The sequence below is a fragment of the Polaromonas eurypsychrophila genome, from assembly GCF_014641715.1.
GTDB lineage: Bacteria > Pseudomonadota > Gammaproteobacteria > Burkholderiales > Burkholderiaceae_C > Polaromonas > Polaromonas eurypsychrophila.
This window is the reverse complement of record NZ_BMIG01000010.1, coordinates 119,880-140,954: the sequence shown is the minus strand read 5'-3', so window position 1 is coordinate 140,954 and position 21,075 is coordinate 119,880. Positions and strand designations below refer to the sequence as shown.

The 21,075-nt window shown below is 61.2% G+C and carries 25 protein-coding genes, 1 pseudogene and 1 other annotated feature; of the genes and pseudogenes, 11 read left to right on the top strand and 15 right to left on the bottom strand.

Annotated features, from left to right (window positions below; translation table 11 throughout):
* The 3 genes and pseudogenes from IEX16_RS14240 to IEX16_RS14230 all read right to left on the bottom strand — a co-directional run.
* Nucleotides 1-450 (bottom strand): annotated as a pseudogene (locus IEX16_RS14240) (transposase); the annotation flags it as partial.
* Nucleotides 56-172: a sequence feature (AL1L pseudoknot), on the bottom strand. It overlaps the preceding pseudogene by 117 nt.
* A 47-nt stretch (nt 451-497) precedes the next feature.
* Entirely contained in the window at nt 498-779 is a 282-nt protein-coding gene (locus IEX16_RS14235; protein WP_188709145.1) for a hypothetical protein, read from the bottom strand.
* A gap of 297 nt (nt 780-1,076) precedes the next feature.
* Nucleotides 1,077-1,892: a ferritin-like domain-containing protein gene (locus tag IEX16_RS14230; RefSeq protein WP_188709144.1), complete on the bottom strand. Its 816-nt coding sequence runs from the start codon at nt 1,890-1,892 to the stop codon at nt 1,077-1,079.
* 81 nt (nt 1,893-1,973) lie between these two features.
* On the opposite strand from IEX16_RS14230, the gene IEX16_RS14225 reads away from it, so the two are divergent.
* Together IEX16_RS14225 and hslO are read left to right on the top strand one after the other, a co-directional pair.
* Entirely contained in the window at nt 1,974-2,498 is a 525-nt protein-coding gene (locus IEX16_RS14225; RefSeq protein WP_188709143.1) for a gamma carbonic anhydrase family protein, read from the top strand.
* The gene (gene hslO / locus IEX16_RS14220) at nt 2,498-3,466 is read left to right on the top strand and encodes an Hsp33 family molecular chaperone HslO (RefSeq protein ID WP_188709142.1); all 969 of its coding nucleotides are present in this window, start codon (nt 2,498-2,500) and stop codon (nt 3,464-3,466) included. The genes IEX16_RS14225 and hslO overlap by 1 nt, the downstream gene beginning before the upstream one ends.
* Here hslO and IEX16_RS14215 read toward each other — a convergent pair whose 3' ends face one another.
* From IEX16_RS14215 to IEX16_RS14185, 7 genes are all read right to left on the bottom strand, one after another.
* Complete coding sequence (locus tag IEX16_RS14215) at nt 3,467-3,949, bottom strand: hypothetical protein (RefSeq protein WP_188709141.1); 483 nt, start codon at nt 3,947-3,949, stop codon at nt 3,467-3,469.
* 94 nt (nt 3,950-4,043) lie between these two features.
* Nucleotides 4,044-4,319 carry an FtsB family cell division protein gene (locus IEX16_RS14210; RefSeq protein ID WP_188709140.1) on the bottom strand — a complete coding sequence of 92 codons (276 nt, stop codon included), beginning with the start codon at nt 4,317-4,319 and terminating at the stop codon, nt 4,044-4,046.
* Nucleotides 4,320-4,334: 15 nt separating this feature from the next.
* Nucleotides 4,335-5,621 carry a phosphopyruvate hydratase gene (gene eno / locus IEX16_RS14205; RefSeq protein ID WP_188709139.1) on the bottom strand — a complete coding sequence of 429 codons (1,287 nt, stop codon included), beginning with the start codon at nt 5,619-5,621 and terminating at the stop codon, nt 4,335-4,337.
* A gap of 30 nt (nt 5,622-5,651) precedes the next feature.
* Nucleotides 5,652-5,957: a DUF1330 domain-containing protein gene (locus IEX16_RS14200; protein WP_188709138.1), complete on the bottom strand. Its 306-nt coding sequence runs from the start codon at nt 5,955-5,957 to the stop codon at nt 5,652-5,654.
* 35 nt (nt 5,958-5,992) lie between these two features.
* Nucleotides 5,993-6,850 (bottom strand): 3-deoxy-8-phosphooctulonate synthase, encoded by an 858-nt coding sequence (gene kdsA, locus IEX16_RS14195; RefSeq protein ID WP_188709137.1) that lies wholly within the window; start codon nt 6,848-6,850, stop codon nt 5,993-5,995.
* A 1-nt stretch (nt 6,851) separates the two neighbouring features.
* Nucleotides 6,852-8,519 carry a CTP synthase gene (pyrG, locus tag IEX16_RS14190; protein WP_188709136.1) on the bottom strand — a complete coding sequence of 556 codons (1,668 nt, stop codon included), beginning with the start codon at nt 8,517-8,519 and terminating at the stop codon, nt 6,852-6,854.
* A gap of 158 nt (nt 8,520-8,677) precedes the next feature.
* Complete coding sequence (locus tag IEX16_RS14185) at nt 8,678-9,292, bottom strand: 3-keto-disaccharide hydrolase (RefSeq protein WP_188709135.1); 615 nt, start codon at nt 9,290-9,292, stop codon at nt 8,678-8,680.
* Nucleotides 9,293-9,431: 139 nt separating this feature from the next.
* On the opposite strand from IEX16_RS14185, the gene coaBC reads away from it, so the two are divergent.
* From coaBC to IEX16_RS14165, 4 genes are all read left to right on the top strand, one after another.
* Complete coding sequence (coaBC, locus tag IEX16_RS14180) at nt 9,432-10,691, top strand: bifunctional phosphopantothenoylcysteine decarboxylase/phosphopantothenate--cysteine ligase CoaBC (RefSeq protein ID WP_188709134.1); 1,260 nt, start codon at nt 9,432-9,434, stop codon at nt 10,689-10,691.
* 14 nt (nt 10,692-10,705) lie between these two features.
* Nucleotides 10,706-11,113, top strand: a complete 408-nt coding sequence (locus IEX16_RS14175) for a hypothetical protein (RefSeq protein ID WP_188709133.1) — start codon at nt 10,706-10,708, stop codon at nt 11,111-11,113.
* A 4-nt stretch (nt 11,114-11,117) separates the two neighbouring features.
* On the top strand, nt 11,118-11,564 hold the full coding sequence (gene dut, locus IEX16_RS14170; protein WP_188709132.1) for a dUTP diphosphatase: 447 nt from the start codon (nt 11,118-11,120) through the stop codon (nt 11,562-11,564).
* 198 nt (nt 11,565-11,762) lie between these two features.
* Nucleotides 11,763-12,266: a glycine zipper 2TM domain-containing protein gene (locus IEX16_RS14165; RefSeq protein WP_188709131.1), complete on the top strand. Its 504-nt coding sequence runs from the start codon at nt 11,763-11,765 to the stop codon at nt 12,264-12,266.
* A gap of 63 nt (nt 12,267-12,329) precedes the next feature.
* Here the strand turns inward: IEX16_RS14165 and IEX16_RS14160 are convergent, their stop codons facing one another.
* Entirely contained in the window at nt 12,330-12,863 is a 534-nt protein-coding gene (locus IEX16_RS14160) for an FKBP-type peptidyl-prolyl cis-trans isomerase (RefSeq protein WP_188709130.1), read from the bottom strand.
* Nucleotides 12,864-12,877: 14 nt separating this feature from the next.
* Here IEX16_RS14160 and IEX16_RS14155 point away from each other — a divergent pair, with 14 nt between their 5' ends.
* The 3 genes from IEX16_RS14155 (at nt 12,878) to IEX16_RS14145 (ending at nt 15,058) form a co-directional block, all read left to right on the top strand.
* Nucleotides 12,878-14,047: a JmjC domain-containing protein gene (locus IEX16_RS14155; protein ID WP_188709129.1), complete on the top strand. Its 1,170-nt coding sequence runs from the start codon at nt 12,878-12,880 to the stop codon at nt 14,045-14,047.
* Between the two features lie 48 nt (nt 14,048-14,095).
* On the top strand, nt 14,096-14,599 hold the full coding sequence (locus tag IEX16_RS14150; RefSeq protein ID WP_188709128.1) for a hypothetical protein: 504 nt from the start codon (nt 14,096-14,098) through the stop codon (nt 14,597-14,599).
* Between the two features lie 201 nt (nt 14,600-14,800).
* On the top strand, nt 14,801-15,058 hold the full coding sequence (locus IEX16_RS14145) for a hypothetical protein (protein WP_188709127.1): 258 nt from the start codon (nt 14,801-14,803) through the stop codon (nt 15,056-15,058).
* 82 nt (nt 15,059-15,140) lie between these two features.
* On the opposite strand, the gene IEX16_RS14140 is transcribed toward IEX16_RS14145, so the two are convergent.
* The 4 genes from IEX16_RS14140 to IEX16_RS14125 all read right to left on the bottom strand — a co-directional run bounded on the left by IEX16_RS14140 (nt 15,141) and on the right by IEX16_RS14125 (nt 18,864).
* The gene (locus tag IEX16_RS14140; RefSeq protein WP_188709126.1) at nt 15,141-15,914 is read right to left on the bottom strand and encodes an MBL fold metallo-hydrolase; all 774 of its coding nucleotides are present in this window, start codon (nt 15,912-15,914) and stop codon (nt 15,141-15,143) included.
* Between the two features lie 133 nt (nt 15,915-16,047).
* Nucleotides 16,048-17,178 carry an NlpB/DapX family lipoprotein gene (gene bamC / locus IEX16_RS14135; protein ID WP_229676353.1) on the bottom strand — a complete coding sequence of 377 codons (1,131 nt, stop codon included), beginning with the start codon at nt 17,176-17,178 and terminating at the stop codon, nt 16,048-16,050.
* Between the two features lie 35 nt (nt 17,179-17,213).
* Nucleotides 17,214-18,095, bottom strand: a complete 882-nt coding sequence (gene dapA, locus IEX16_RS14130; RefSeq protein WP_188709125.1) for a 4-hydroxy-tetrahydrodipicolinate synthase — start codon at nt 18,093-18,095, stop codon at nt 17,214-17,216.
* 91 nt (nt 18,096-18,186) lie between these two features.
* Complete coding sequence (locus IEX16_RS14125; protein WP_188709124.1) at nt 18,187-18,864, bottom strand: GntR family transcriptional regulator; 678 nt, start codon at nt 18,862-18,864, stop codon at nt 18,187-18,189.
* Between the two features lie 185 nt (nt 18,865-19,049).
* Here IEX16_RS14125 and IEX16_RS14120 point away from each other — a divergent pair, with 185 nt between their 5' ends.
* Together IEX16_RS14120 and IEX16_RS14115 are read left to right on the top strand one after the other, a co-directional pair.
* On the top strand, nt 19,050-20,240 hold the full coding sequence (locus tag IEX16_RS14120; RefSeq protein WP_188709123.1) for a CaiB/BaiF CoA transferase family protein: 1,191 nt from the start codon (nt 19,050-19,052) through the stop codon (nt 20,238-20,240).
* On the top strand, nt 20,240-21,049 hold the full coding sequence (locus tag IEX16_RS14115) for an enoyl-CoA hydratase (protein ID WP_188709122.1): 810 nt from the start codon (nt 20,240-20,242) through the stop codon (nt 21,047-21,049). Before IEX16_RS14120 ends, IEX16_RS14115 begins: the two co-directional genes overlap by 1 nt.
* Nucleotides 21,050-21,075 lie beyond the last annotated feature (26 nt).

The following is a 21,075-nucleotide window of genomic DNA, read 5'->3' as shown; positions in this document are numbered from 1 at the left end:
GTACACAGCGCAGTGTTGGGTCTCTTTGCTGTGCAGCATGGCGCCTGTATCCCGAGGGGGCAATCTGCCAGACCTTGCAGATTGGCTCGACCCCGTGGGCATCGCGATGCTTGTCCACAAAGTCATTCAATACTTGAGTCGGCGGTCGAGCTCCGCCTGGGCAAAAAAAACACTCGCCAGCTTCAGAATTTCGTTGGCCCGGCGCAGTTCCTTGACCTCGCGCTCCAGCTCCTTCACTCGCTGCGCCTCCGCGGTAGTAACGCCGTCGCGCACGCCGGTATCGACCTCTACGCGCTTGACCCATTCATTGAGCGTTTGCGGCACGCAGCCAATCTTGGGTGCGATGGATTCAATGGCCGCCCACAGCGAGGGATACTCGCCTCGGTGCTCCTGCACCATGCGCACTGCGCGTTCCCGAACCTCGGGTGAAAACTTGTTTGACTTCTTCATGGCTCAATCCTCTCAGAGATTTGAGCCTCCTCAAAATACGGGGCGATTCACACTGCTTTGGTAGTTGATTGCTGGTTGATTGACGCAGACCCAGTACCAAATTCCAGGAAGTCAAGTAATGGGGTGAATTCTTGAGACAGATATGTGCGCCGCTCTGCATAGGTCGGGAACTTGGGTTGAATAAAGCCCCAGAACGACGACAGATTTCGATTGGTTCGAACGAATAACGGCATGAGCGGAGCAACCTGCGGATCAGACAGGAGCTCTTGGCGTAGCGCTTCGTATTCGGACGACTCTGCGGAGCCACCAGTTGCATGGGTAACCAGCAAGTTAACGAGGTAGTTCGCTTTTTCGAAGCTGTTCTGCAGAAAGTCGAGGTTTATGTCTGCAGTTTAATCTGAGCCCACCGGGCGTTTTAATTTGAGTTCTAGTAGACCAAGCAGCACCTGAGGCGAGCACGCGCTTAGCGTTCTTTGCTTTTCGGTGTCACCAGTTGAGACCCAGAGACCTTCTGGTGTGCATCGATGTTAAGTTCCACACGTCACACATTTTGAACACCTCTGGGGCGTCTGGCCGTCGCGACATCGCAGGAAAAGCTGCGGTGAAGCTTGCTTGAGCGCGCGGTTTCACCCCCCCAACAGCGTCAGCTCGTCCTCATCAAACCCGGCAGCGCGGCGCGCGTCCAGGTTGAACGGCCCCTTCAGCCGGGGCGCGCCGTAGGCTGCAGCTAATGCGGCATATGTAGCAACCGGGTCCAGCCCGCGCTCGCCGCACACATGCCGGTACCACTGGTTGCCGATGGCGACGTGGCCGATTTCATCGCGCAGGATGATGTCGAGGATGTCGACGGCCGCCAGTGCATCCGGCGTACCGACCTTGCGCAGCTTGGCCTGCATCGCAGGTGTGGCGTCCAGGCCGCGGGCTTCCAGGGTGCGCGGCACCAGCGCCATGCGTGCCAGCACGTCATCGGCGGTTTTGTGGGTCATGTCCCAGAGTCCGGTGTGTGCGGGAAAGTCGCCGTAGTCATGGCCCATGGTCTGTAGTTGCGCGCGCAGCAGGCTGAAGTGATGCGCTTCCTCGGCCGCCACGCGTAGCCAGTCGAGGTAGTAAGCGCGCGGCATGCCATCAAAGCGCCATGCCGCGTCCAGCGCCAGATTGATGGCGTTGAACTCGATGTGGGTCACGGCATGGAGCAGGGCGGCGAGGCCGGCGGGCGTGTACGGTGAGCGCTTGGGCACGTCCAGGTGCGAGCGCAGCTCGGGCCGCGCGGGGCAGCCGGGCAGGCCGGCAGGTGGATCTATCTGTAGCCGATCTGCTATCGAAAACATAGCTGCTTGCGCATGCAGGGTATGGGCTAGCAACACTTTTTTCTGTGGATCGGGCTGCAGCAGTGCCGCCAGGGCCTGCTGGCGCAGTTCGGGCGGGGAGGCGGACAGGGTCATGAGCGGATTGTCCGCCAAAGGCGGGGTGGCTCTTTACAATGGAACTATCCCCGAGACACAGGCCCAACAAGGAAAAATACGATGGCGATTTACCAACTCGATGAGCTGGCCCCGAAGATGCATGAGACGGCCTGGGTGGCTGACAGCGCGCAGGTGATTGGCGATGTGGAACTGGCCGAAGGCGTGAGTGTCTGGTTCGGCAGCGTGATACGCGGCGACTCCGGGACGCTGCGCATAGGCCGCGGCTCCAACATTCAGGACGCCTGCGTGTTACACGCCGACCCTGGTGTGCCTCTCACTATTGGCGAAAACGTGTCTGTTGGCCACCAGGTCATGCTGCACGGCTGCACTGTCGGTGACGGTTCGCTGATCGGCATAGGCGCGGTGGTACTGAATCGCGCGCGCATCGGCAAAAACTGCCTGGTCGGCGCGGGTTCGCTAGTGACCGAGGGCAAGGAGTTCCCCGACGGCTCCATGATCCTGGGCAGCCCGGCCAAAGCGGTGCGACAGTTGTCCCCGGAGCAGATCGAGGGTTTAAAAATGATCGCCCATCACTATGTAGAGAATGCCCGGCGCTACAAAGCCGGCTTCAAAAAGATTGATTGATGTCCGAACTCCATAAATTTATTTTCGATGGCCTGCCGGTGCGTGGCATGCTGGTGCGCCTGACCGGCGCTTGGCAGGAAATCCTCAAGCGCCGCGAGGCTGGCGGCGGTTACCCGCCTGAAGTCCTGCAACTGCTGGGCGAAATGACGGCGGCCGGCGCGTTGATGCAAAGCAGTATCAGCTTCGATGGCGCGCTCGTGCTGCAGATCTTTGGCGACGGACCCGTCAAGCTGGCTGTGGCCGAGGTGCAGCCCGACCTGAGCTTGCGCGCCACCGCCACCGTGACCGGCGAGGTGCTGCCCGGCGCCACCTTGAGCCGTCTTGTCAACGTCAACAACCAGGGGCGCTGCGCCATCACGCTGGACCCGAAAGACAAGCTGACGGGCCGCCAGCCCTACCAGGGCGTGGTGCCGCTGTTTGGCGACCAGCATGAAAAAATCGAGAACCTGGCCGAGGTGCTGGAGCACTACATGCTGCAGAGTGAGCAGCTCGACACCCGGCTGATCCTGGCCGCCGATGGCAATGTGGCCGCGGGTTTACTGATCCAGCGCCTGCCGGTCAAGGGCGAAGGTAACCTGGAAAGCCAGCGCGACCGGGATGCCGACGAGGACCAGATCGGCCGCAACGAAGACTACAAACGCATCGCCATGCTGGCCGGCACGCTCAAGCGCGAGGAGTTACTGACGCTGGATGCCGACACCATCCTGCACCGCCTGTTCTGGGAGGAAAAGCTCACGCGTTTTGTGCCCACCACGCCGAGCTTTGCCTGCAGTTGCTCGCAGGAGCGCGTCAGCAGCATGTTGCGCAGTCTGGGCACGGCCGAGGTAGAGGGCATCATCGCCGAGCAGGGGCGCATTGACGTGGGTTGCGAGTTCTGTGGCGCGCAGTATGGGTTCGATCCGGTCGATGCTGCGCAGATTTTCACCAGTCCGGCGGGGCAGTTGCCGCCGGCGCCGACGGTGCAGTGATCAGGGCGCGGTGCGAGCCGCTACCAGGTCGCTGAGCAGGCGGCGCTCGCACTGCGGGTCGCTGCAGTTGTCGCAAACCCAGACCCAGCGCGCGCGGCTGGAACCTCCTTTTTCCGCTTTGCTGGCGCCAGGCAATCCCACCTGTAGCGCAGACAGGGCGCTGCGCAACCGCTGCTCATCCAGTCCGTACACCACCTGATAGTTGACACCGGATTGCGCGAGCTCGTTGCGCAGTGCGCGGTCGGCGGCTTGTTGCACGGCCGCTAACGCATCAGGCGCCGGAAGATCCAGGCCCATCAGCAGCGTGGCGCAGGCAGAGGGGGCCTGGTGGGGCAGTGCTGGGGCGTCGTCGATGGTAAACCCAGGCTCAGCGTGATGCCCAGCGGACAAGGTCGCTGCCAGCTCCGCCGCCAGTTGTGTCTTGCCGGTGCCAGGCGCGCCCAGTAGGCGGATGTGTATCCGCGTGCCATCTTCACGTTTCAATGAAATAGGCCTCCAGCCCATGTCTGACGACCGTGAACAGCTATTAAAACCATAGCAAATTCAAAACACCCAGATCAGTGCAGCCGGGGCAGGTTCAGCGTGTGACCTGCACAAAAATTTCATTGGGCTTGACCATGCCCAACTCCTCGCGCGCTTTTTCCTCGACCATCTCCAGGCCTTCGCGCAGGTCCTTGACCTCGGCCGCCAGGCGCGCATTGTCGGCCTCGGCCTTGGCGTTGAGCGCGGCCTGCTCGCTGAGCCGACGCTGCATCTCGTTGACGCTGGGAAGGCTGCCCCGGCCTATCCACAGTTGTGCATGCACGATGATGAGCAGCACAATCAGGAGGACGGGTACGACGCGGCTTCCCACGATCAACTGTGCTGGTTAGCGCAGGTTATAGAAAGCAGCGCGGCCGGGATAGGTCGCGATGTCGCCCAGGTCTTCTTCAATGCGCAGCAGCTGGTTGTACTTGGCCATGCGGTCAGAGCGGCTCAGCGAGCCAGTCTTGATCTGGCCGGCGTTGGTGCCGACGGCGATGTCGGCGATGGTGTTGTCTTCAGTCTCACCCGAGCGGTGCGAAATCACGGCGGTGTAGCCAGCGCGTTTGGCCATCTCGATCGCGGCAAAGGTCTCGGTCAGGGTGCCGATCTGGTTGATCTTGATCAGGATGGAATTGGCGATGTTCTTGTCGATGCCTTCCTTGAGGATCTTGGTGTTGGTGACGAACAGGTCGTCGCCGACCAGCTGCACTTTTTTGCCCAGGCGCTCGGTCAGGATCTTCCAGCCATCCCAGTCGCCCTCGTGCATGCCGTCCTCGATGCTGATGATGGGGTACTTGTCGCACCAGGTGGCCAGCATGTCAGTCCATTGCTGCGCGTTCAGGCGCAGGCCGCCTTCGCCTTCAAGCACGTACTCGCCGTCCTTGTAAAACTCGCTGGCCGCGCAGTCCAGCGCCAGGGCGATCTGCTCCCCGGCGGTGTAGCCGGCCTTGTCGATGGCTTCCAGGATCAACGCAATCGCCGCTTCATGGCTTTCAACGCTGGGCGCGAAGCCACCTTCGTCGCCAACAGCGGTGCTGATGCCCCGGTCGTGCAGGATCTTCTTGAGCGCGTGAAAGACTTCTGCGCCCCAGCGCAGGGCTTCGCGGAAGCTCGGTGCGCCGACCGGCACGATCATGAACTCCTGCAAATCCAGGCTGTTGTTGGCATGTGCGCCGCCGTTGATCACGTTCATCATGGGCACCGGCATCTGCATCGCGCCCATGCCGCCGAAGTATCGGTACAGTGGCAGGCCGGCTTCCTCTGCGGCGGCACGTGCCACCGCCATGCTGACGGCCAGCATCGCGTTGGCGCCCAGGCGCGCCTTGTTCTCGGTGCCGTCCAGGTCGATCAGCGTGCGGTCCAGAAAGGCCTGTTCACTGGCGTCCAGGCCCAACACGGCTTCGGAGATTTCGGTGTTGATGTATTCGACCGCCTTGAGCACGCCCTTGCCGAGGTAACGGCCGGCGTCGCCGTCGCGCAGCTCGATCGCTTCGCGCGAGCCGGTGGATGCGCCCGAGGGAACGGCGGCGCGGCCCATGACGCCGGATTCCAGCAACACGTCGCATTCGACGGTGGGGTTGCCCCGGCTGTCCAGGATTTCGCGGCCGACGATATCAACAATTGCGCTCATTAGGTTCCTTCTTTTCTGTGGAGGGGGCGATCAGACCGGGGCGGCAACACCTTCGACCAGCACCATATTAAAAAACTCGGTGGTGCCTGCACGCTTTGCGCGCGCGGCACGGTACATCTCGTCGTCGTAGAAGATCTTGGCCTTGCCATAACTGGGAAATCGCAGCATCGCGACCCGTGCGGGCTGCCAGTTGCCTTCCAGCGCCTCAAACTTGCCGCCACGCACCAGGTATTCACCGCCGGCGGCCGCCACTGCCGCCGGCGCCGCCGCCATGTACTGTTTGTACTGCTCGGGGTCGGAGACCTTCATGTCAACGATGATGTAGGCGGGTGTCATGGGTCGTCCCTGCATGTGGGTGATGGCAGGCCAGGTCAGGCGCTGAAATTGTTTTCAAGGTAGCCGTTTTTCTTGGTCACGCGGTCAAGTTCGAGCAGCGTTTCCAGCAAGGCTTTCATGTGTTTGAGCGGCACGGCGTTGGGGCCGTCGCTCATGGCATTGGCCGGGTCCGGATGGGTTTCCATGAACAGGCCGGCAATGCCGACCGCGACCGCTGCACGGGCCAGCACCGGCACCATCTCGCGCATGCCGCCGCTGCTGGTGCCGTTGCCGCCCGGCAGTTGCACCGAATGCGTGGCATCAAACACCACCGGAGCACGCGTTTCCCGCATGATGGCCAGGCTGCGCATGTCGGAGACCAGGTTGTTGTAGCCAAAACTCGCGCCGCGTTCGCAGGCCATGAAGCTGTCTTCGTTCAGACCTTTTTCACGCGCGGCGGCACGCGCCTTGTCGATGACGTTTTTCATGTCGCCGGGCGCGAGGAACTGGCCCTTCTTGATGTTCACCGGCTTGCCCGACTGCGCCACCGCATGGATGAAGTCGGTCTGGCGGCACAGAAAGGCCGGTGTCTGCAACACGTCCACCACCGAGGCCACTGTGGTGATCTCGGTCTCTGAATGCACATCGGTCAGGATATGCAAACCCAGTTCACGCTTGACCTTGGCCAGGATTTCCAGGCCCTTGTCCATACCGGGGCCGCGAAAGCTGGTGCCGCTGGAGCGATTGGCCTTGTCGTAACTTGACTTGAAAATGAAGGGAATGCCCAGCGAGGCGGTGATTTCCTTGAGCGCGCCGGCGGTGTCCATCTGCAACTGTTCGGACTCCACGACGCAGGGGCCAGCGATCAGGAAAAAGGACCGGTCGAGACCGATATCAAATCCACATAATTTCATCTCAGGCCACTACTTTCAGTGCTTTACCGGCCACTTGGTGGTCCAGAGTGGCCTTGATGTAGGCGTTGAACAGCGGGTGCCCGGCCCACGGTGTGGACTTGAACTCGGGATGGAACTGCACACCGATGAACCAGGGGTGCACATCACGCGGCAGCTCGATAATCTCGGTGAGTTGCTCGCGCTGGGTCAGCGCGGAAATGACCAGTCCCGAGGTGCGCAACTGATCGAGGTAATTGACATTGGCCTCATAACGATGGCGATGCCGTTCGGTGACGACGTCGCCGTAAATGCCGTGGGCCAGCGTGCCCTTGGTGACATCGGAGCTTTGCGCGCCCAGGCGCATGGTGCCACCGAGGTCGGACTTCGCGTCGCGCGTCTTGATGGTGCCGTCGGCGTCTTTCCACTCGGTGATCAGGGCGATGACCGGGTGCGGCGTGTTGGGCTCGAACTCGGTGCTGTTGGCGTCTTTCAGGCCGGCCACATGGCGAGCAAACTCAATCGTCGCGACCTGCATGCCCAAGCAGATGCCCAGGTAGGGCAACTTGTTCTCGCGGGCATAACGCGCCGCGCAGATCTTGCCTTCCACCCCGCGTATGCCGAAACCGCCAGGCACCAGGATGCCGTCGAACTTGGCCAGGCGCGACACATTGTCAGGTGTGATGCTCTCGGAGTCGACGTATTCGATCACGACTTTGGCGTGGTTTTTCATGCCGGCGTGGCGCAGCGCTTCGTTGAGCGACTTGTAGCTGTCTGACAGGTCCACGTACTTGCCGACCATCGCGATACTGACCTGCTTTTGCGGATGTTCGGTTTCATACACCAGCTCGTCCCAACGCTTGAGGTTGGCCGGTGGCGTGTTCAGGCGCAGCTTGTCGCAGATCAGGCCGTCCAGGCCCTGTTCGTGCAGCATGCGCGGCACCTTGTAGATGGTATCCACGTCCCACATCGAGATCACACCCCACTCGGGCACGTTGGAGAACAGCGAAATCTTGGCGCGCTCCTCGGCGGGAATCGGGCGATCGGCGCGGCACAGCAATACGTCAGCCTGGATGCCGATTTCGCGCAGTTGCTTGGCTGTGTGCTGGGTTGGTTTGGTTTTCAGTTCGCCGGCTGCGGCGATCCAGGGCACGTAACTCAGGTGAACAAAAGCCGTGTTGTTGGCGCCCAAGCGCAAACTCATCTGGCGAACCGCTTCGAGAAAGGGCAGGGACTCAATGTCGCCCACCGTGCCGCCGATTTCAACGATGGCCACATCAACGGCATCAGGCGTTTCGAAGCCGGCGCCGCGCTTGACGAACTCCTGAATTTCATTGGTGACGTGCGGGATCACCTGCACCGTTTTTCCAAGGTAGTCACCGCGACGCTCTTTTTCGAGCACGCTTTTGTAGATCTGGCCGGTTGTGAAGTTATTGGCCTTGCGCATGCGCGTTTCGATGAAACGCTCATAGTGGCCCAGGTCGAGGTCGGTCTCGGCGCCATCGTCAGTGACAAAAACTTCGCCGTGCTGGAAGGGGGACATGGTGCCCGGATCCACGTTGAGGTAGGGATCGAGCTTGATTAAAGTGACTTTGAGGCCTCGCGATTCAAGGATCGCTGCAAGGGAGGCTGAGGCGATTCCCTTGCCCAGGGAAGACACCACACCGCCGGTGACGAAGACAAATTTGGTCATGTCAGGTACGAACCGCAAGTTCGCGTAGGTGGTAAACGAGGATTATACGGGGCGCTTCGCGCGGTCTGCCGAGCCGGGGCGGAAATCAGCGCCTGTTGGCCGCAGACGCGCAAAAAAAAGCCCCGTGGTTCGGGGGGCTTTTTTGAGGCGGGCGTCGCTTAAAGTGCAGCGATCTGCACTTTGCGCCACTTGATGACGCCGCCGGGTGCACCTTGGGGGCCGTTGGCAAACTGCAGGGCAAAGGGGCCGCTGGCGAATTTGCTGTCCTGTATGTTGACGGTCTGGACACCGTTCATTTCGACGATCAGGTTCGTGCCTTTGGCCGTGATCAGGAAGGTGTTCCATTTGCCGCCCGCCTTGGGCATCGGTGAGACCTTGGCGAAATCGACAATGGCGCCCGTTCCGTAGCTGGGGTCAGGGCGCTGGTCGAATATGTTGACTTCATACGAGTTCGTGGCAGCAACCTTTTTGGGATCGGCGACCCGCATGAAAATACCGCTGTTGGTGGTGTGGTCTGCCCAGAACTCTGCCCTGATCTGAAAGTCCTTGTACGAGTTTTTGGTCACCAGGTAGCTGGCCACGGAAGCCTTGTCGGCGACCAACATGCCGTCCTCCAGGCGCCAATTGGCATCACCCAATCGGTCCCAGTTCTGCAGGGTGTCCGGGCCTCCCACCAGCGTGGTCCAACCCGCATCTTCGCGCATATGGGAACAGCCAGCGAAGCTCACTGCGATAACAAGCAGGGCAAGGCTTCTGGCGAAAAAACGGGTCATGGTGTCTCCTCTGTTTGAATAAAAATTGATGATTGCAAGGCCGGATACTGCACCGTTTGTCCGACCTGTCAATCCAGACTCACCCTTCGGCCGGGTCTGAGCGCGGACCAGGCCCCGGGCTCCTGCTACATTGCGGGACATGACGAAGCAAGCAAACGACGAGACCAGCGTGAGCGGTGGCGATCTGGCCGGCAAACACATCGTGCTGGGTTTGTCGGGCGGTATCGCCTGCTACAAGGCGGCGGAATTGTGCCGTGCCCTGATCAAGCAGGGCGCCAGCGTGCAGGTGGTGATGACCGAAGCCGCAGAGCAATTCATCACCGCCGTGACGCTGCAGGCGCTCAGCGGCCGGCCGGTGTTCACCAGCCAGTGGGACAGCCGTCCGGCGGCCGGTATCGACAACAGCATGGCGCACATCAACCTGAGTCGCGAGGCCGATGCCATCCTGATCGCGCCCTGTAGCGCCGACTTCATGGCCAAACTGCTGCATGGCCGCGCCGATGACCTGCTCAGCCTGATGTGCCTGGCGCGGCCGTTGGCCACGGTGCCGCTGCTGATAGCCCCGGCCATGAACCGCGAGATGTGGGCGCACCCGGCGACCCAGCGCAACATGGCGCAGCTGTCCGCGGATGGCGCAACCATCCTGGGTGTGGGCTCGGGCTTTCAGGCCTGCGGTGAAACCGGCGATGGCCGCATGCTGGAGCCGCCCGAGCTGCTGGATGACGTCATCGCTTTCTTCCAGCCCAAGCTGCTGGCCGGTCAGAAGTTGCTGGTGACGGCCGGGCCGACCTACGAAGCGCTGGACCCGGTACGCGGCATCACCAATCTGTCGAGCGGAAAGATGGGCTTTGCCATCGCCCGCGCTGCCCACGAGGCGGGTGCCGAGGTCACCTTGGTTGCCGGTCCGGTGAACCTGCCGACGCCGCGCGGCGTCAAGCGCATTGACGTGCGCTCAGCACAAAATATGCTGGAAGCCGTTTTGCAGCAGGCGCCAGAAGCTACTGTTTTCATCGCAACGGCGGCGGTGGCCGACTGGCGCCCGGCCAGCAGCTCCGAGCGCAAGATCAAGAAAGACGGCTCGGGCCAGCCGCCGCAGTTGGCGTTTACCGAGAACACCGACATCCTGGCGACAGTGGCGCAATCGCCGCGCGCCCAGTCGGGTGAGCTGTTCTGCGTCGGTTTTGCCGCCGAAAGTCACGACCTGGAAGACAATGCGCAGGCCAAGCGCAAACGCAAGGGTGTGCCGCTGCTGGTGGGCAACATCGGCCCTGCCACCTTTGGCCGTGACGACAATGCCCTGTTGCTGGTCGATGCCCAGGGTAGCCGCGAACTGGCGCGTGCTTCCAAGCTGTCGCTGGCGCGTGAACTGGTTGCGGATATTGCCGCCCGCTTGTCCTGAAAGCCCGTACAACCATGGACCGGATACCTGACACCCCGCCGGACGGCGACTTTGCGCGCTACGTCGAGCAACTGGGTTCCAAATCTGCTGCTGTCGCCGGGGCGCGCGAGGCCGGTGCGGTGTTCCCTTCGGGCAAGTTTGAGGGCAAGGCGGCCGCGAGTGCGCCGCTGTCCTCCGGGGAAGGGGAGATGGCCAGGGGGTTGTCGGTTTGGTCCATGGTGCGGTGGGCGCTGATGGCCTGGATTGCCTTGCAGGTCGTCGAAGTGTTTTTCCCGCGCGCCGGCATGTTGAGCTTGCCCCTGTTCCTGCTTGTGGCGGTCTGGGTGCTGTATCGGTTCAAACGGGCGTCGCCCGGAACGGCGGGTGATTCCCTGCGTCGCCTGGTCGAGAGCGCCGCAAAAGAATTCAATCAACGGAAATAGAGTGATGAAAATCGACGTCAGGATTCTCGATGACAGGCTGCGCGATAACTTGCCGGCCTATGCCACACCCGGAAGTGCCGGGCTTGACCTGCGCGCCTGCCTGGACGCACCGCTGACCCTGCAGCCCAACGCTTGGCAACTTGTGCCCACAGGCATCGCCGTTTACCTGCAGAACCCCGGCTATGCCGCGTTGCTTCTGCCGCGCTCTGGCCTGGGACACAAACATGGCATTGTGCTGGGCAACCTTGTGGGGCTGATTGACAGTGACTACCAGGGGCAACTGATGGTGAGCGCCTGGAACCGTAGCGATGTGGCCTTTACCATTGAGGCGATGGAGCGTATCGCGCAACTGGTGATTGTTCCGGTGATGCAAGCCGAATTCAATGTGGTGGAAGTTTTTGCTGCCAGCGAACGCGGCGAAGGCGGCTACGGCTCGACCGGCAAAGTCTGACAAGGCAGCCTTGCGGCGTGCGTCAGGCTTTTCCTACAGTGCCGGATAGTGCCTTCCCACGCCTTTACAGCCTCGCCCCCCACCCCGGTCGCGCTGCAACAAGCCTGTAATAAGTCTTGTACCGAACAAGGATGCGCTGTTTGCGGACAGACTTCCTTCTGCGGTTCTGGCAATTTTTAAATTACAGGAGATTTCCTCATGAACACACCCCGTTTCTTCAAGCTCACCTCCGCTGTGGTGCTGGTCGCTGGTCTTGCCGCCTGCGCGGCGCCCATGAGCCAGCAACCCGTCTCGACTTATCCCCAGCAGACGCAGACTTATCCGACGCAGGCGCCACAGGGCAACTACGTCGAGTACGGCCGTGTCAACAATGTTGAAGTACTCCGTACCCAGGAACAGGCCAGGACCGGCGGTCTGGGCGCGGTTCTCGGCGGTGTTGCCGGCGCGGTCGTGGGTCGCCAGATTGGTGGCGGAAGCGGACGGGATATCGCCACGGTGGCTGGTGCCGTCGGTGGCGCGGTTGCTGGAAATGCGATCGAGAAAAACCGCAACGCCGCCAATGCCCCGACCAATCAAACCTACCGAGTTTCGGTCCAGATGGACAATGGCACCATGCGTGCCTATGACGTCCCTTCGTTCGGCGAATTGCGTATCGGTGATCGCGTGAAAGTCGAGAACAACCAGCTTTACCGCATCATGTAATCAAGGGCGTCATTAAAAAACCGGCAGCCGCAAGGCCTGCCGGTTTTTTTACGCCTGACGTTTTCAATGCAGGGTGTTGTCGCCGTGGTCGCCAGGCGCCATCGGCTCCAGTTTGAAGAAGCCGGTCCCCATCGAGCCCTGACCAATTTCGTCTTCGCTGGCTTCGCGCACGGATTCGACCTTCAGGCTCAGGCGGATCGCGATGCCTGCCAGTGGGTGGTTGCCGTCAAGCACCACATGTTCCGGATAAAGTTCGGTGACCGTGTAGATAAGCTCAGGCTTGATGTCGGGGCTGCAGCCGGCGGGCAGGGCAGAACCGTCAAATGTCATGCCTTCTTCCAGTTCTGCGGGAAACAGCTTGCGTGGCTCCAGGAAAACGCGGTTTTCATCGTAGTCGCCAAAAGCGTCCTCGGGTTCCAGATGCAGATCCAGCGCGTCTCCTGCGTCATGGCCCTGCAGGCGCTCTTCAATTTTTACCAGCAGATCGTCGCCACCCAGCAGGAACTCCACCGGCTCATCGAGTTCGTCAAGTATTTCGCCCAATGTATCTTTCAGCGTCCAAGTCAGGGCAACAACGCATTGCGGGGTGATTTTCATCCGACAATTGTCCCATGGATGTCACTTTAGCCCTTCCCCTGCTCGGCGGTCTCTCACCGCAGCAATTCATGCGCCGCCACTGGCAAAAAAAGCCCTTGCTGGTGCGTCAGGCCATCCCCGGATTCCGGCCGGTGCTCGACCGCGCGTCGCTGTTCAGGCTGGCCGGACAGGCGCAGGTGGAGTCGCGTTTGGTGCAGCAGCAGGCCAAAGGCTGGCGCATGAAACAGGGGCCGTTCGGGCCGCGCGCCCTGCCGGCGCTGACGGCACCCGGCTGGACGCTGCTGGTCCAGGGTGTGGACCAGCATGATGCGCGCGCGCATGCGCTGCTGCAAAACTTCCGTTTTATTCCCGATGCCCGGCTCGATGACCTGATGATTTCCTTTGCCACGCCAGGCGGGGGCGTGGGCCCACACTTCGACAGCTACGACGTTTTTTTGCTGCAGGCCAGTGGTCGGCGCCGCTGGAAGATCGGCAGGCAGAAAGACCTGAGCCTGCAGGATGGGGTGCCGCTGAAAATCCTGCAGAACTTCGATTCGGAAGAGGAGTTTGTACTGGAGGCTGGTGACATGCTGTACCTGCCGCCGCTCTACGCGCACGATGGTTTGGCCGAACCCTGCGTCGGCGCGGATGGCAAGGCGCAGGACTGCATGACCTACTCCATTGGGTTTCGTGCGCCAGGCCGTAGCGAACTGGCGGGGGAACTTCTGCAGCGGCTCGCCGATTTTGACGATGATGCTCAAGCCGGTGTTGCTCCGCATCTGTACACGGACCGCGCCCAGGCTGCAACCGCCACACCGGCGGCCTTGCCGCCAGGCATGCTTGAATTTGCGCAGCAGGCTTTGCACGATGCGTTGAAAGATCCGTTGGCGCTGGCCTGTGTATTGGGCGAGTACCTGACCGAGCCCAAGGCATCGGTGTGGTTTGATGAGCCGGTCCGCCCTTGGGATGCGGTTCATCCAGGGGGGCTCTGCCTGGATCCGCGCAGCCGCATGCTGTACGACACCCACCATGTGTTCCTCAACGGTGAGAGTTACCGGGCAAGGGGCGCCGATGCCGCGCTGATGCGTCGTCTCGCAGACCAGCGCAGTCTGTCGGTTGGCGACTTGCGCAAAGCCAGCGAGTCTGCGATGGCCTTGCTGGCGGACTGGCATGAGGCCGGCTGGTTGGCTCAGGCGCCCGCCTGAAAACGACCGGAACATGTAAATGTGACAACACCAATCGGAGGGCAAGCTATGGACAGCGATCAATTTCCGGTGCCGCCTTCGCCGCTTTTACAGGGGCGCTTCGAAGGCCGTTCCGAATTTGCTGAATTGGTTCGCCAGACCTTTGTAGTCGCGGCCGAGCAGGGGTGGCGTGAAATCATTCTTTGCGACGCTAATTTTGAAGACTGGCCGCTGGGGGAGCGTATCGTGGCGCAAGCGCTCAATGACTGGTCGGCATCGGGCCGCAAGCTGACCATGCTGGCCCAGAACTACGATGAGGTCATCCGGCGGCATGCACGTTTTGTCACCTGGCGCCGCACCTGGTCGCACATCGTTGATTGCCGGGGCCATGCGGCAGGCGACCTGCCCAGCGTGCTCTGGAGCCCCGGCTGGGCGTTTGAACGGCTGGATCTGGTTCGCAGCACCGGTGTTGCAGGCTCGGAGGCCGGCCGGCGGGTTGCACTGAAGGAGCGGCTGGCCGAGAAACTGCTGCGCAGCAGCCCGGCTTTTGCGGCGACCACGCTCGGCATTTAGGCGGCATGTTGTACCGGCGATTTGTCGCGGGCTGTGTCAATTCCGGGTTTTTACGAGCGTGAAAACCCGCATATAATGTCGGTCTGGGAAGAAAGAGCTCGAGTCCTTTCACCCGGTCAACCAAAACTCGGATCATTTTGATTTGAGTTTTTTTTTGACGATTTCCGGAAATTGCTCTCTTACTCATCAAGGATCATTCAAATGAACAAGTCTCTCGTTTTGGCAGCCATCGTTGCCGCTGTTGCCCTGGCTGCCTGCGGTAAAAAAGAAGAAGCTGTTGCTCCCGCTCCCGTCGTGGTAACGCCCGCACCGGTGGTGGTTGCTCCCGCTCCAGCCGCTGACGCTTCTGCACCTGCACCTGCTGCTGCTTCCGCACCTATTTCCGGCACCACTGCTGCTCCTATCGATGCTGGCGCGGGCGCTGGCACCGCAACCAGCGGCACTGGCGAGAAGAAGTAATCTTCCACCCGGTTTTTTCCGGTTAAAAAGCCGCCTTTGGGCGGCTTTTTTCATGGGCGGTGCATGTAGAGAGGGGGGAGGATTACAGCGCGAGCCAGGGTGTGCCGCTACCAGCATCGGCCACCACAATATCGGTGCTGGGGCACCCCAAGGCTTGGGACAACAGTTCTTGCGCCAAGGCCGGCCGGTTGTTTTGCTGGCTCAGATGCGCGGCCACCAAGTGTTTCAGGCCGGCATGGCACACGCTGCGGGCAATTTGCGCGGCTGCTTCGTTCGACAAATGACCAAACTGGCCGCTGACACGCTGTTTGAGGAAAAACGGGTAAGTTGACGCCTCCAGCATCGCGCTGTCGTGGTTGGACTCGAGAATCAGCGCGTCGCACAACTGAAGGTGACCCAGTACATGGGCGGTGGCATGGCCAAGGTCGGTCAGGATGCCCAGCTTTCCTTCGCCGTCCGTACACGTCAACTGCAAAGGCTCGCGCGCGTCATGCGGAACCGTGAACGGCGTGATCTGCAGGCCGCCCAGATCGATTGCGACGCCGTCCTGGGCAATCCGCAGCCAGCCGTCAAAATCAGGTTTGTCCAGCGCGCTGTAGGTGCCCATGCTCATCCACACCGGTACACCATGACGCAGCGCGAACTGCCGCGCACAACCAATATGGTCGCTGTGTTCGTGGGTGATGAAAATGGCGTTGATGTCACTGTCGGCGAGGCCGGCTTCGGCCAGTCGCAGCGACAGCTGCCGGATGCCCAGACCGCAATCGACCAACACGCGAAACGCGGGTCGGCCGGCCGCCTCGATCAGCGTGGCGTTGCCGGTGCTGCCGCTGCCCAGGCTTTTAAACCGCAACATTTAGTACTGCAACCCGAAAATATCGAAATATGAAAGCGCGTCTTCGCACCCATGGCGGCGTTGCCATTCTTGCCCTGGGGGCGAAGCCATCACTTCGTTTGGTTCCGCTACTTCCGGGCTGCAGTACGAGAACTTATCTCATGTCGTCTGCAATCACCTGCACAATGCGCTTGGCGTTGGCCGACGCATCAGCTGCGCCTTGCTCGTTAAGTACGGATACGGTGGTTGCCTCGGCCTGGCTGCGCACGGCAATCCGGTATTTCAGCGGAGCAATGGCGGATGGCGAGCTAAATATCTTGGCGAAGAAACCCGGCTCCTTTTTGTCTGCAGTGGGTTCGACGTAACGCACGAAATAAGTGCCTTGCGCGCGGTCGCGGTCCTCGACGGTGAAGCCGGTGCGGTCCAATGCCAGACCGACCCTGCGCCAGGCGCGCTCGAAACCTTCATCAATCTGGACGACCGGCACGTTGTTGACATTGGCGACGCGCGCCGTTGGGCGACTTGTGCCGCTGGCGACCAGGGCTTTGGATTGTTCCTGTGTCACACCCAGTTTGACCATCAATCGGCGCAGGAATTCCGCTTCAAGTTCGGGGTCGGCTGGACGCGGTTGCCAGATGGTGCCTTCACCAGACTTCACCGGACCTGTGGTGCGGCTTTCCTGAACGGTTTCCACCATGCCGCGGTGGCTGATGTAAATTTCAGTGCCGCCCGTGGGCGTACGTTCCAGGCGGGTGCGGAACTTGTCGCGTTCGCCGGTGGAGTACATGCTGTCCAGCAGCTTGCCAAGCGTGGCTCTTATAAAGTCCTGAGGCAGCTTGGCGCGATTTTCCGCATAGTCGGTTTCCATGATGCCCAGGTTCTCCTGGTCCAGGGTCATCAGAAAGCCGCTTTCCTGCCAGAACTCGCGCACCGGGCCCCACAGCTTGTCGGCAGGGCGGTTGACCACCAGCCAGCGTTGGGTGCCTGCGCGTTCGACCCGTACATCGCCGACGGTGGTCGCCGCCGTGGGCACGGACTGCGTGGTCTGGCCGACCTGGTAGCCGCTGGCGGTGACGGCCGTGCCGGGCACGACGTAACGCGTCTCTCGTGACAATTGGGTCAGATCCGGCGGCACGTCCAGCGAAGCGCCTTTGGTGGCGGATTTGTAATCGACCTTGTCGCCCTGCAATGCCTCGCCGATCGACGAGCAACCGGACAGGATGAGGGCGCCAGCAAGCACCATCAATGGCATCGGGGTAAATGCCTGGCGGGAGGCGGTAGGCATGGGTGATGTCTTCTTCACTGGTTTTCCCTTAAAAATTAGATCAGGCCACAAACGTGTAGTGCGTTTTCAACCGTGGCTTCGTTGGCAGTTTCAAGCGGTGTCATGGGCAGGCGCAAGGTGCCGCCGCACAGGCCCATGCGGGCCATGGCCCATTTGACCGGGATCGGGTTGGCTTCGACAAACAAGTGTTTGTGCAAAGGCAGGAGCTGGAGCTGAATCTTCATTGCGGCGCGGGTGTCGCCGGCAATCGCAGCGACACACAACTCGTGCATCAGGCGCGGCGCCACATTGGCCGTCACGCTGATGTTGCCCTGGCCGCCACAAAGCATCAGCGCCACAGCCGTCGGGTCATCACCCGAGTACACGGCAAAACCGGCCGGCACTTCCTTGATCAGCCACTGCGCGCGCTCGATGTTGCCCGTAGCTTCCTTGATGCCGACAATGCCAGGCACCTGCGCCAGCCGCAAAACTGTGGGATGCAGCATGTCGCCCACAGTGCGGCCGGGGACGTTGTACAGCACCATCGGCAGTTCCACCGCCTCGGCTATCGCCGTGAAATGGCGGTATTGACCTTCTTGGGTCGGCTTGTTGTAGTAAGGCACGACCTGCAACTGGCAGTCGGCGCCGACTTTTTTGGCAAAGCGGGCAAGCTCAATCGCTTCCGATGTCGAGTTGGCGCCGCAGCCGGCCATCACGGGAACACGGCCTTTGGCCTGCTCGACCGAGACGCGGATGATCTCGCAATGTTCTTCCACATTGACAGTCGGCGACTCGCCCGTGGTACCGACCACACCAATGCAGTCGGTGCCCTCGGCGATGTGCCAGTCCACCAGCTTGCGCAAAGTCGGGTAGTCAACGCTGCCGTCTTCATGCAGGGGGGTGGCCAGTGCAACGATGCTGCCGGTAATGGTATTCATGTCTGTGTGTCAGGTTGAGGGGCCCGGCTTGCCGGTATCACACGGGGAAATCGGGCTGATTGCGCATTCTACTCAGTGCGCAGCGAAGGGTTTATCCCGACAGGGGGCTGCTGTCGTCGATGCTGGCCAGCAGGCGCTGGCGTCCCGACAGCACATGGCGCTCCGCCGCTGTTCGGGCCTTGACTTTGGCACCCTTGACGATGGCCTCAAAAATAGACTTGTGTTCGATGTTGGAGCGTCGCATGTTACCCGGCGAGTTGAAATATCGCCGTCGGAACAGGTGCAGCTCCTTGACATACTCGTCATAGGTTTCGTGGGCGCGGTGGTTGTTCGACAGGCGCAGGATCATCGCGTGGAACTGCAGATTCAGGTCGTAATAACGGTCGGCGTCCTCGGCCTCGCAGGCCTCATCCATCTGTGCCAACAGGTGCTCGAACAGCTGCTTGTGCTCCTCACCGATGTGCTCGGTGGCGCGTTCAGCAGCAAAACCGAACACCAGCGCGCGCAGGTCATAAATTTCCAGCATTTCGCGCATCGAGATCTGGCGCACAAACACGCCGCGGTTGACGACGGCTTTCACGATGCCCAGACCGGTGAGCATGCGGATGGCCTCGCGAATGGGGCCGCGGCTGGTGCCCATGCGCAGCGCCAGCGCCGCCTCGTTGAGGCGTTCGCCGGGTTTGAGCGCCCCTGTATAGATCAGGTGCTTGAGCTCATCGGCAATAAAGATCGGCAGTCCCTGCTCTGGCTTTTCTTTGGGTGATGACATGGGCTTGAGGGCCGGTAGGACGCTTTGCGGGCGCGTGACAAGAGTGTCCCTATGGTAGCGAACAAGCGCAGTTTGAAAAGTGAAATTCGATAAAAGTGTTCTCTTTTTCATAAAAAGTGTTGACACTTTGCGACTTGAACGATGACACTTGCCGTTTTGTTTTTGAGTTTTTTCCGGATTTCTACATGCCACACATGCCTGCTTCTTCCGCGCTTGCGCGCTTTCGGGTGGTGGACCTTACCCAGGTCCGTGCCGGACCCACCGCCTGCCGCCAGCTTGCCGACTGGGGGGCTGACGTGATCCAGGTGCAAATGCCCGAACACATGCGCGGCGACGACACCCTGGGCGGCCAGGAAGGCTCGGACTACCAGTACACCCACCGCAATAAACGTTCGATCACGCTCAACCTCAAGGAGCCTGAGGGCATCAGTGTGCTCAAACGCCTGATTGCCGGCGCTGACGTGGTGGTGGAGAACTTCCGGCCTGACGTCAAGTTTCGGCTGGGGATTGACTATGAAACCCTGGCCGTGGACAACCCGGGCCTGGTGTACGCCAGCATCTCGGGCTTCGGCCAGACCGGCCCGCTGGCAACGCGCCCCGGCTTTGACCAGATTGCCCAGGGCATGGGCGGGCTGATGTCGGTGACCGGTATGGTCGAGCAGGGCCCCATGCGCGTGGGCATCCCGATCGCCGACCTGTGCGCCGGCATTTTTGCGGCCCAGGGCATCCTGGTGGCGCTGCTCGAGCGCGCGGCTTCGGGCAAGGGCCAGTGGTTGCACACCTCGCTGCTTGAATCCATGGTCTACATGATGGATTTCCAGACCTCGCGCTGGCTGATCGACGGTGAAGTCGCCGCGCAAGCCGGCAACTTCCACCCGACCAGTATTCCGACCGGCGTCTACAAGGCGCGCGACGGCTACATGAACATCGCAGTGTTCGGCTCCAAGATATGGGAGCGCTTTTGCGACATTCTGGGCGCGCCGCAATGGGTCGGCGACGAGCGTTACAAGGACAAACGTGGCCGCTCCATCAACCGCGACGCGCTCAACGCCGAAATCAACCGGCTGCTGGCGGCGCAGGATAGGGATTACTGGATAGAACGCCTGAACGCCGGCGGCGTCGCCTGCGGTCACATCAACACCATGGCGGAGGTGTTTGAAGAGCCGCAGATCCAGCATTTGGCCATGGTCAAGGAGGTGGTGTCCACGCACCTGGGTGCGCAGCGCCTGGTCGGCCAACCGGTGCAGCTTGAACGTACGCCCAGCAGCATCGTTCGCGCGGCGCCGCGGCGCGGCGAGCATACAGAGGAAATCCTGGCCGAACTGGGCTGGGGCGCCGACGACCTGGCGCGCATGAAATCAACCGGAGTGTATTGATGCCTGACCTGACTTATGAATCTCCCACCGAACGGGTGTTGACCTGGCTGGATGCTTGCACGCTGCACATCCGTTTCAACAACCCGGCGCGCCACAACGCGCTGTCGGTGGACATGTGGGAGGCGGTGCCGCCGCTGCTGAGTCTGGCGGAAACCGATGACCGTGTGCGGTTGGTGGTGTTTTCGGGGGCCGGCGAAAAAGCCTTTGTGTCCGGCGCCGACATCTCCCAGTTTGAGGACATGCGGGCCGCGAAAGAGGCAGTCACGCGTTATGAACACATGGCAGAAAACGCGCTGATGAGCATCCTCAACTTCAGCAAGCCCACGCTGTCGTGCATACGCGGCTACTGCATAGGCGGCGGTGTGAACGTGGCGATCAGCTGCGACATCCGCATTGCCGCAAGCGATTCGGTGTTTTCGATCCCGGCGGCACGGCTAGGCCTGGGTTACCGCTACTCGGCCATGAAAAACCTGGTCGATCTGATCGGCCCCGGCGCGGCGAAGGACCTGTTTTTCACGGCCCGCAAGATAGATGCGGCCGAAGCACACGCGTTGGGCCTGGTGTTGCGCGTCTGCGAGCCGGCGCAACTGCCGGCGCTGCTGGCGGAATACACGGCGGCCATGGCTGCCAATGCACCGCTGACCATACGCGCGGCCAAGGCCATTACTGCTGAAATCCTCAAGCCTTCGCCCGAACTGGACCTGGCGATGTGCCAGCAACTGATACGCGGCTGTTTTGACAGTGCGGACTACGCCGAAGGCCGCAAGGCCTTCATGGAAAAACGCAAACCGGTGTTTACCGGGAAATAAAAAAGACTGCCCACCGCGCGCTCGCA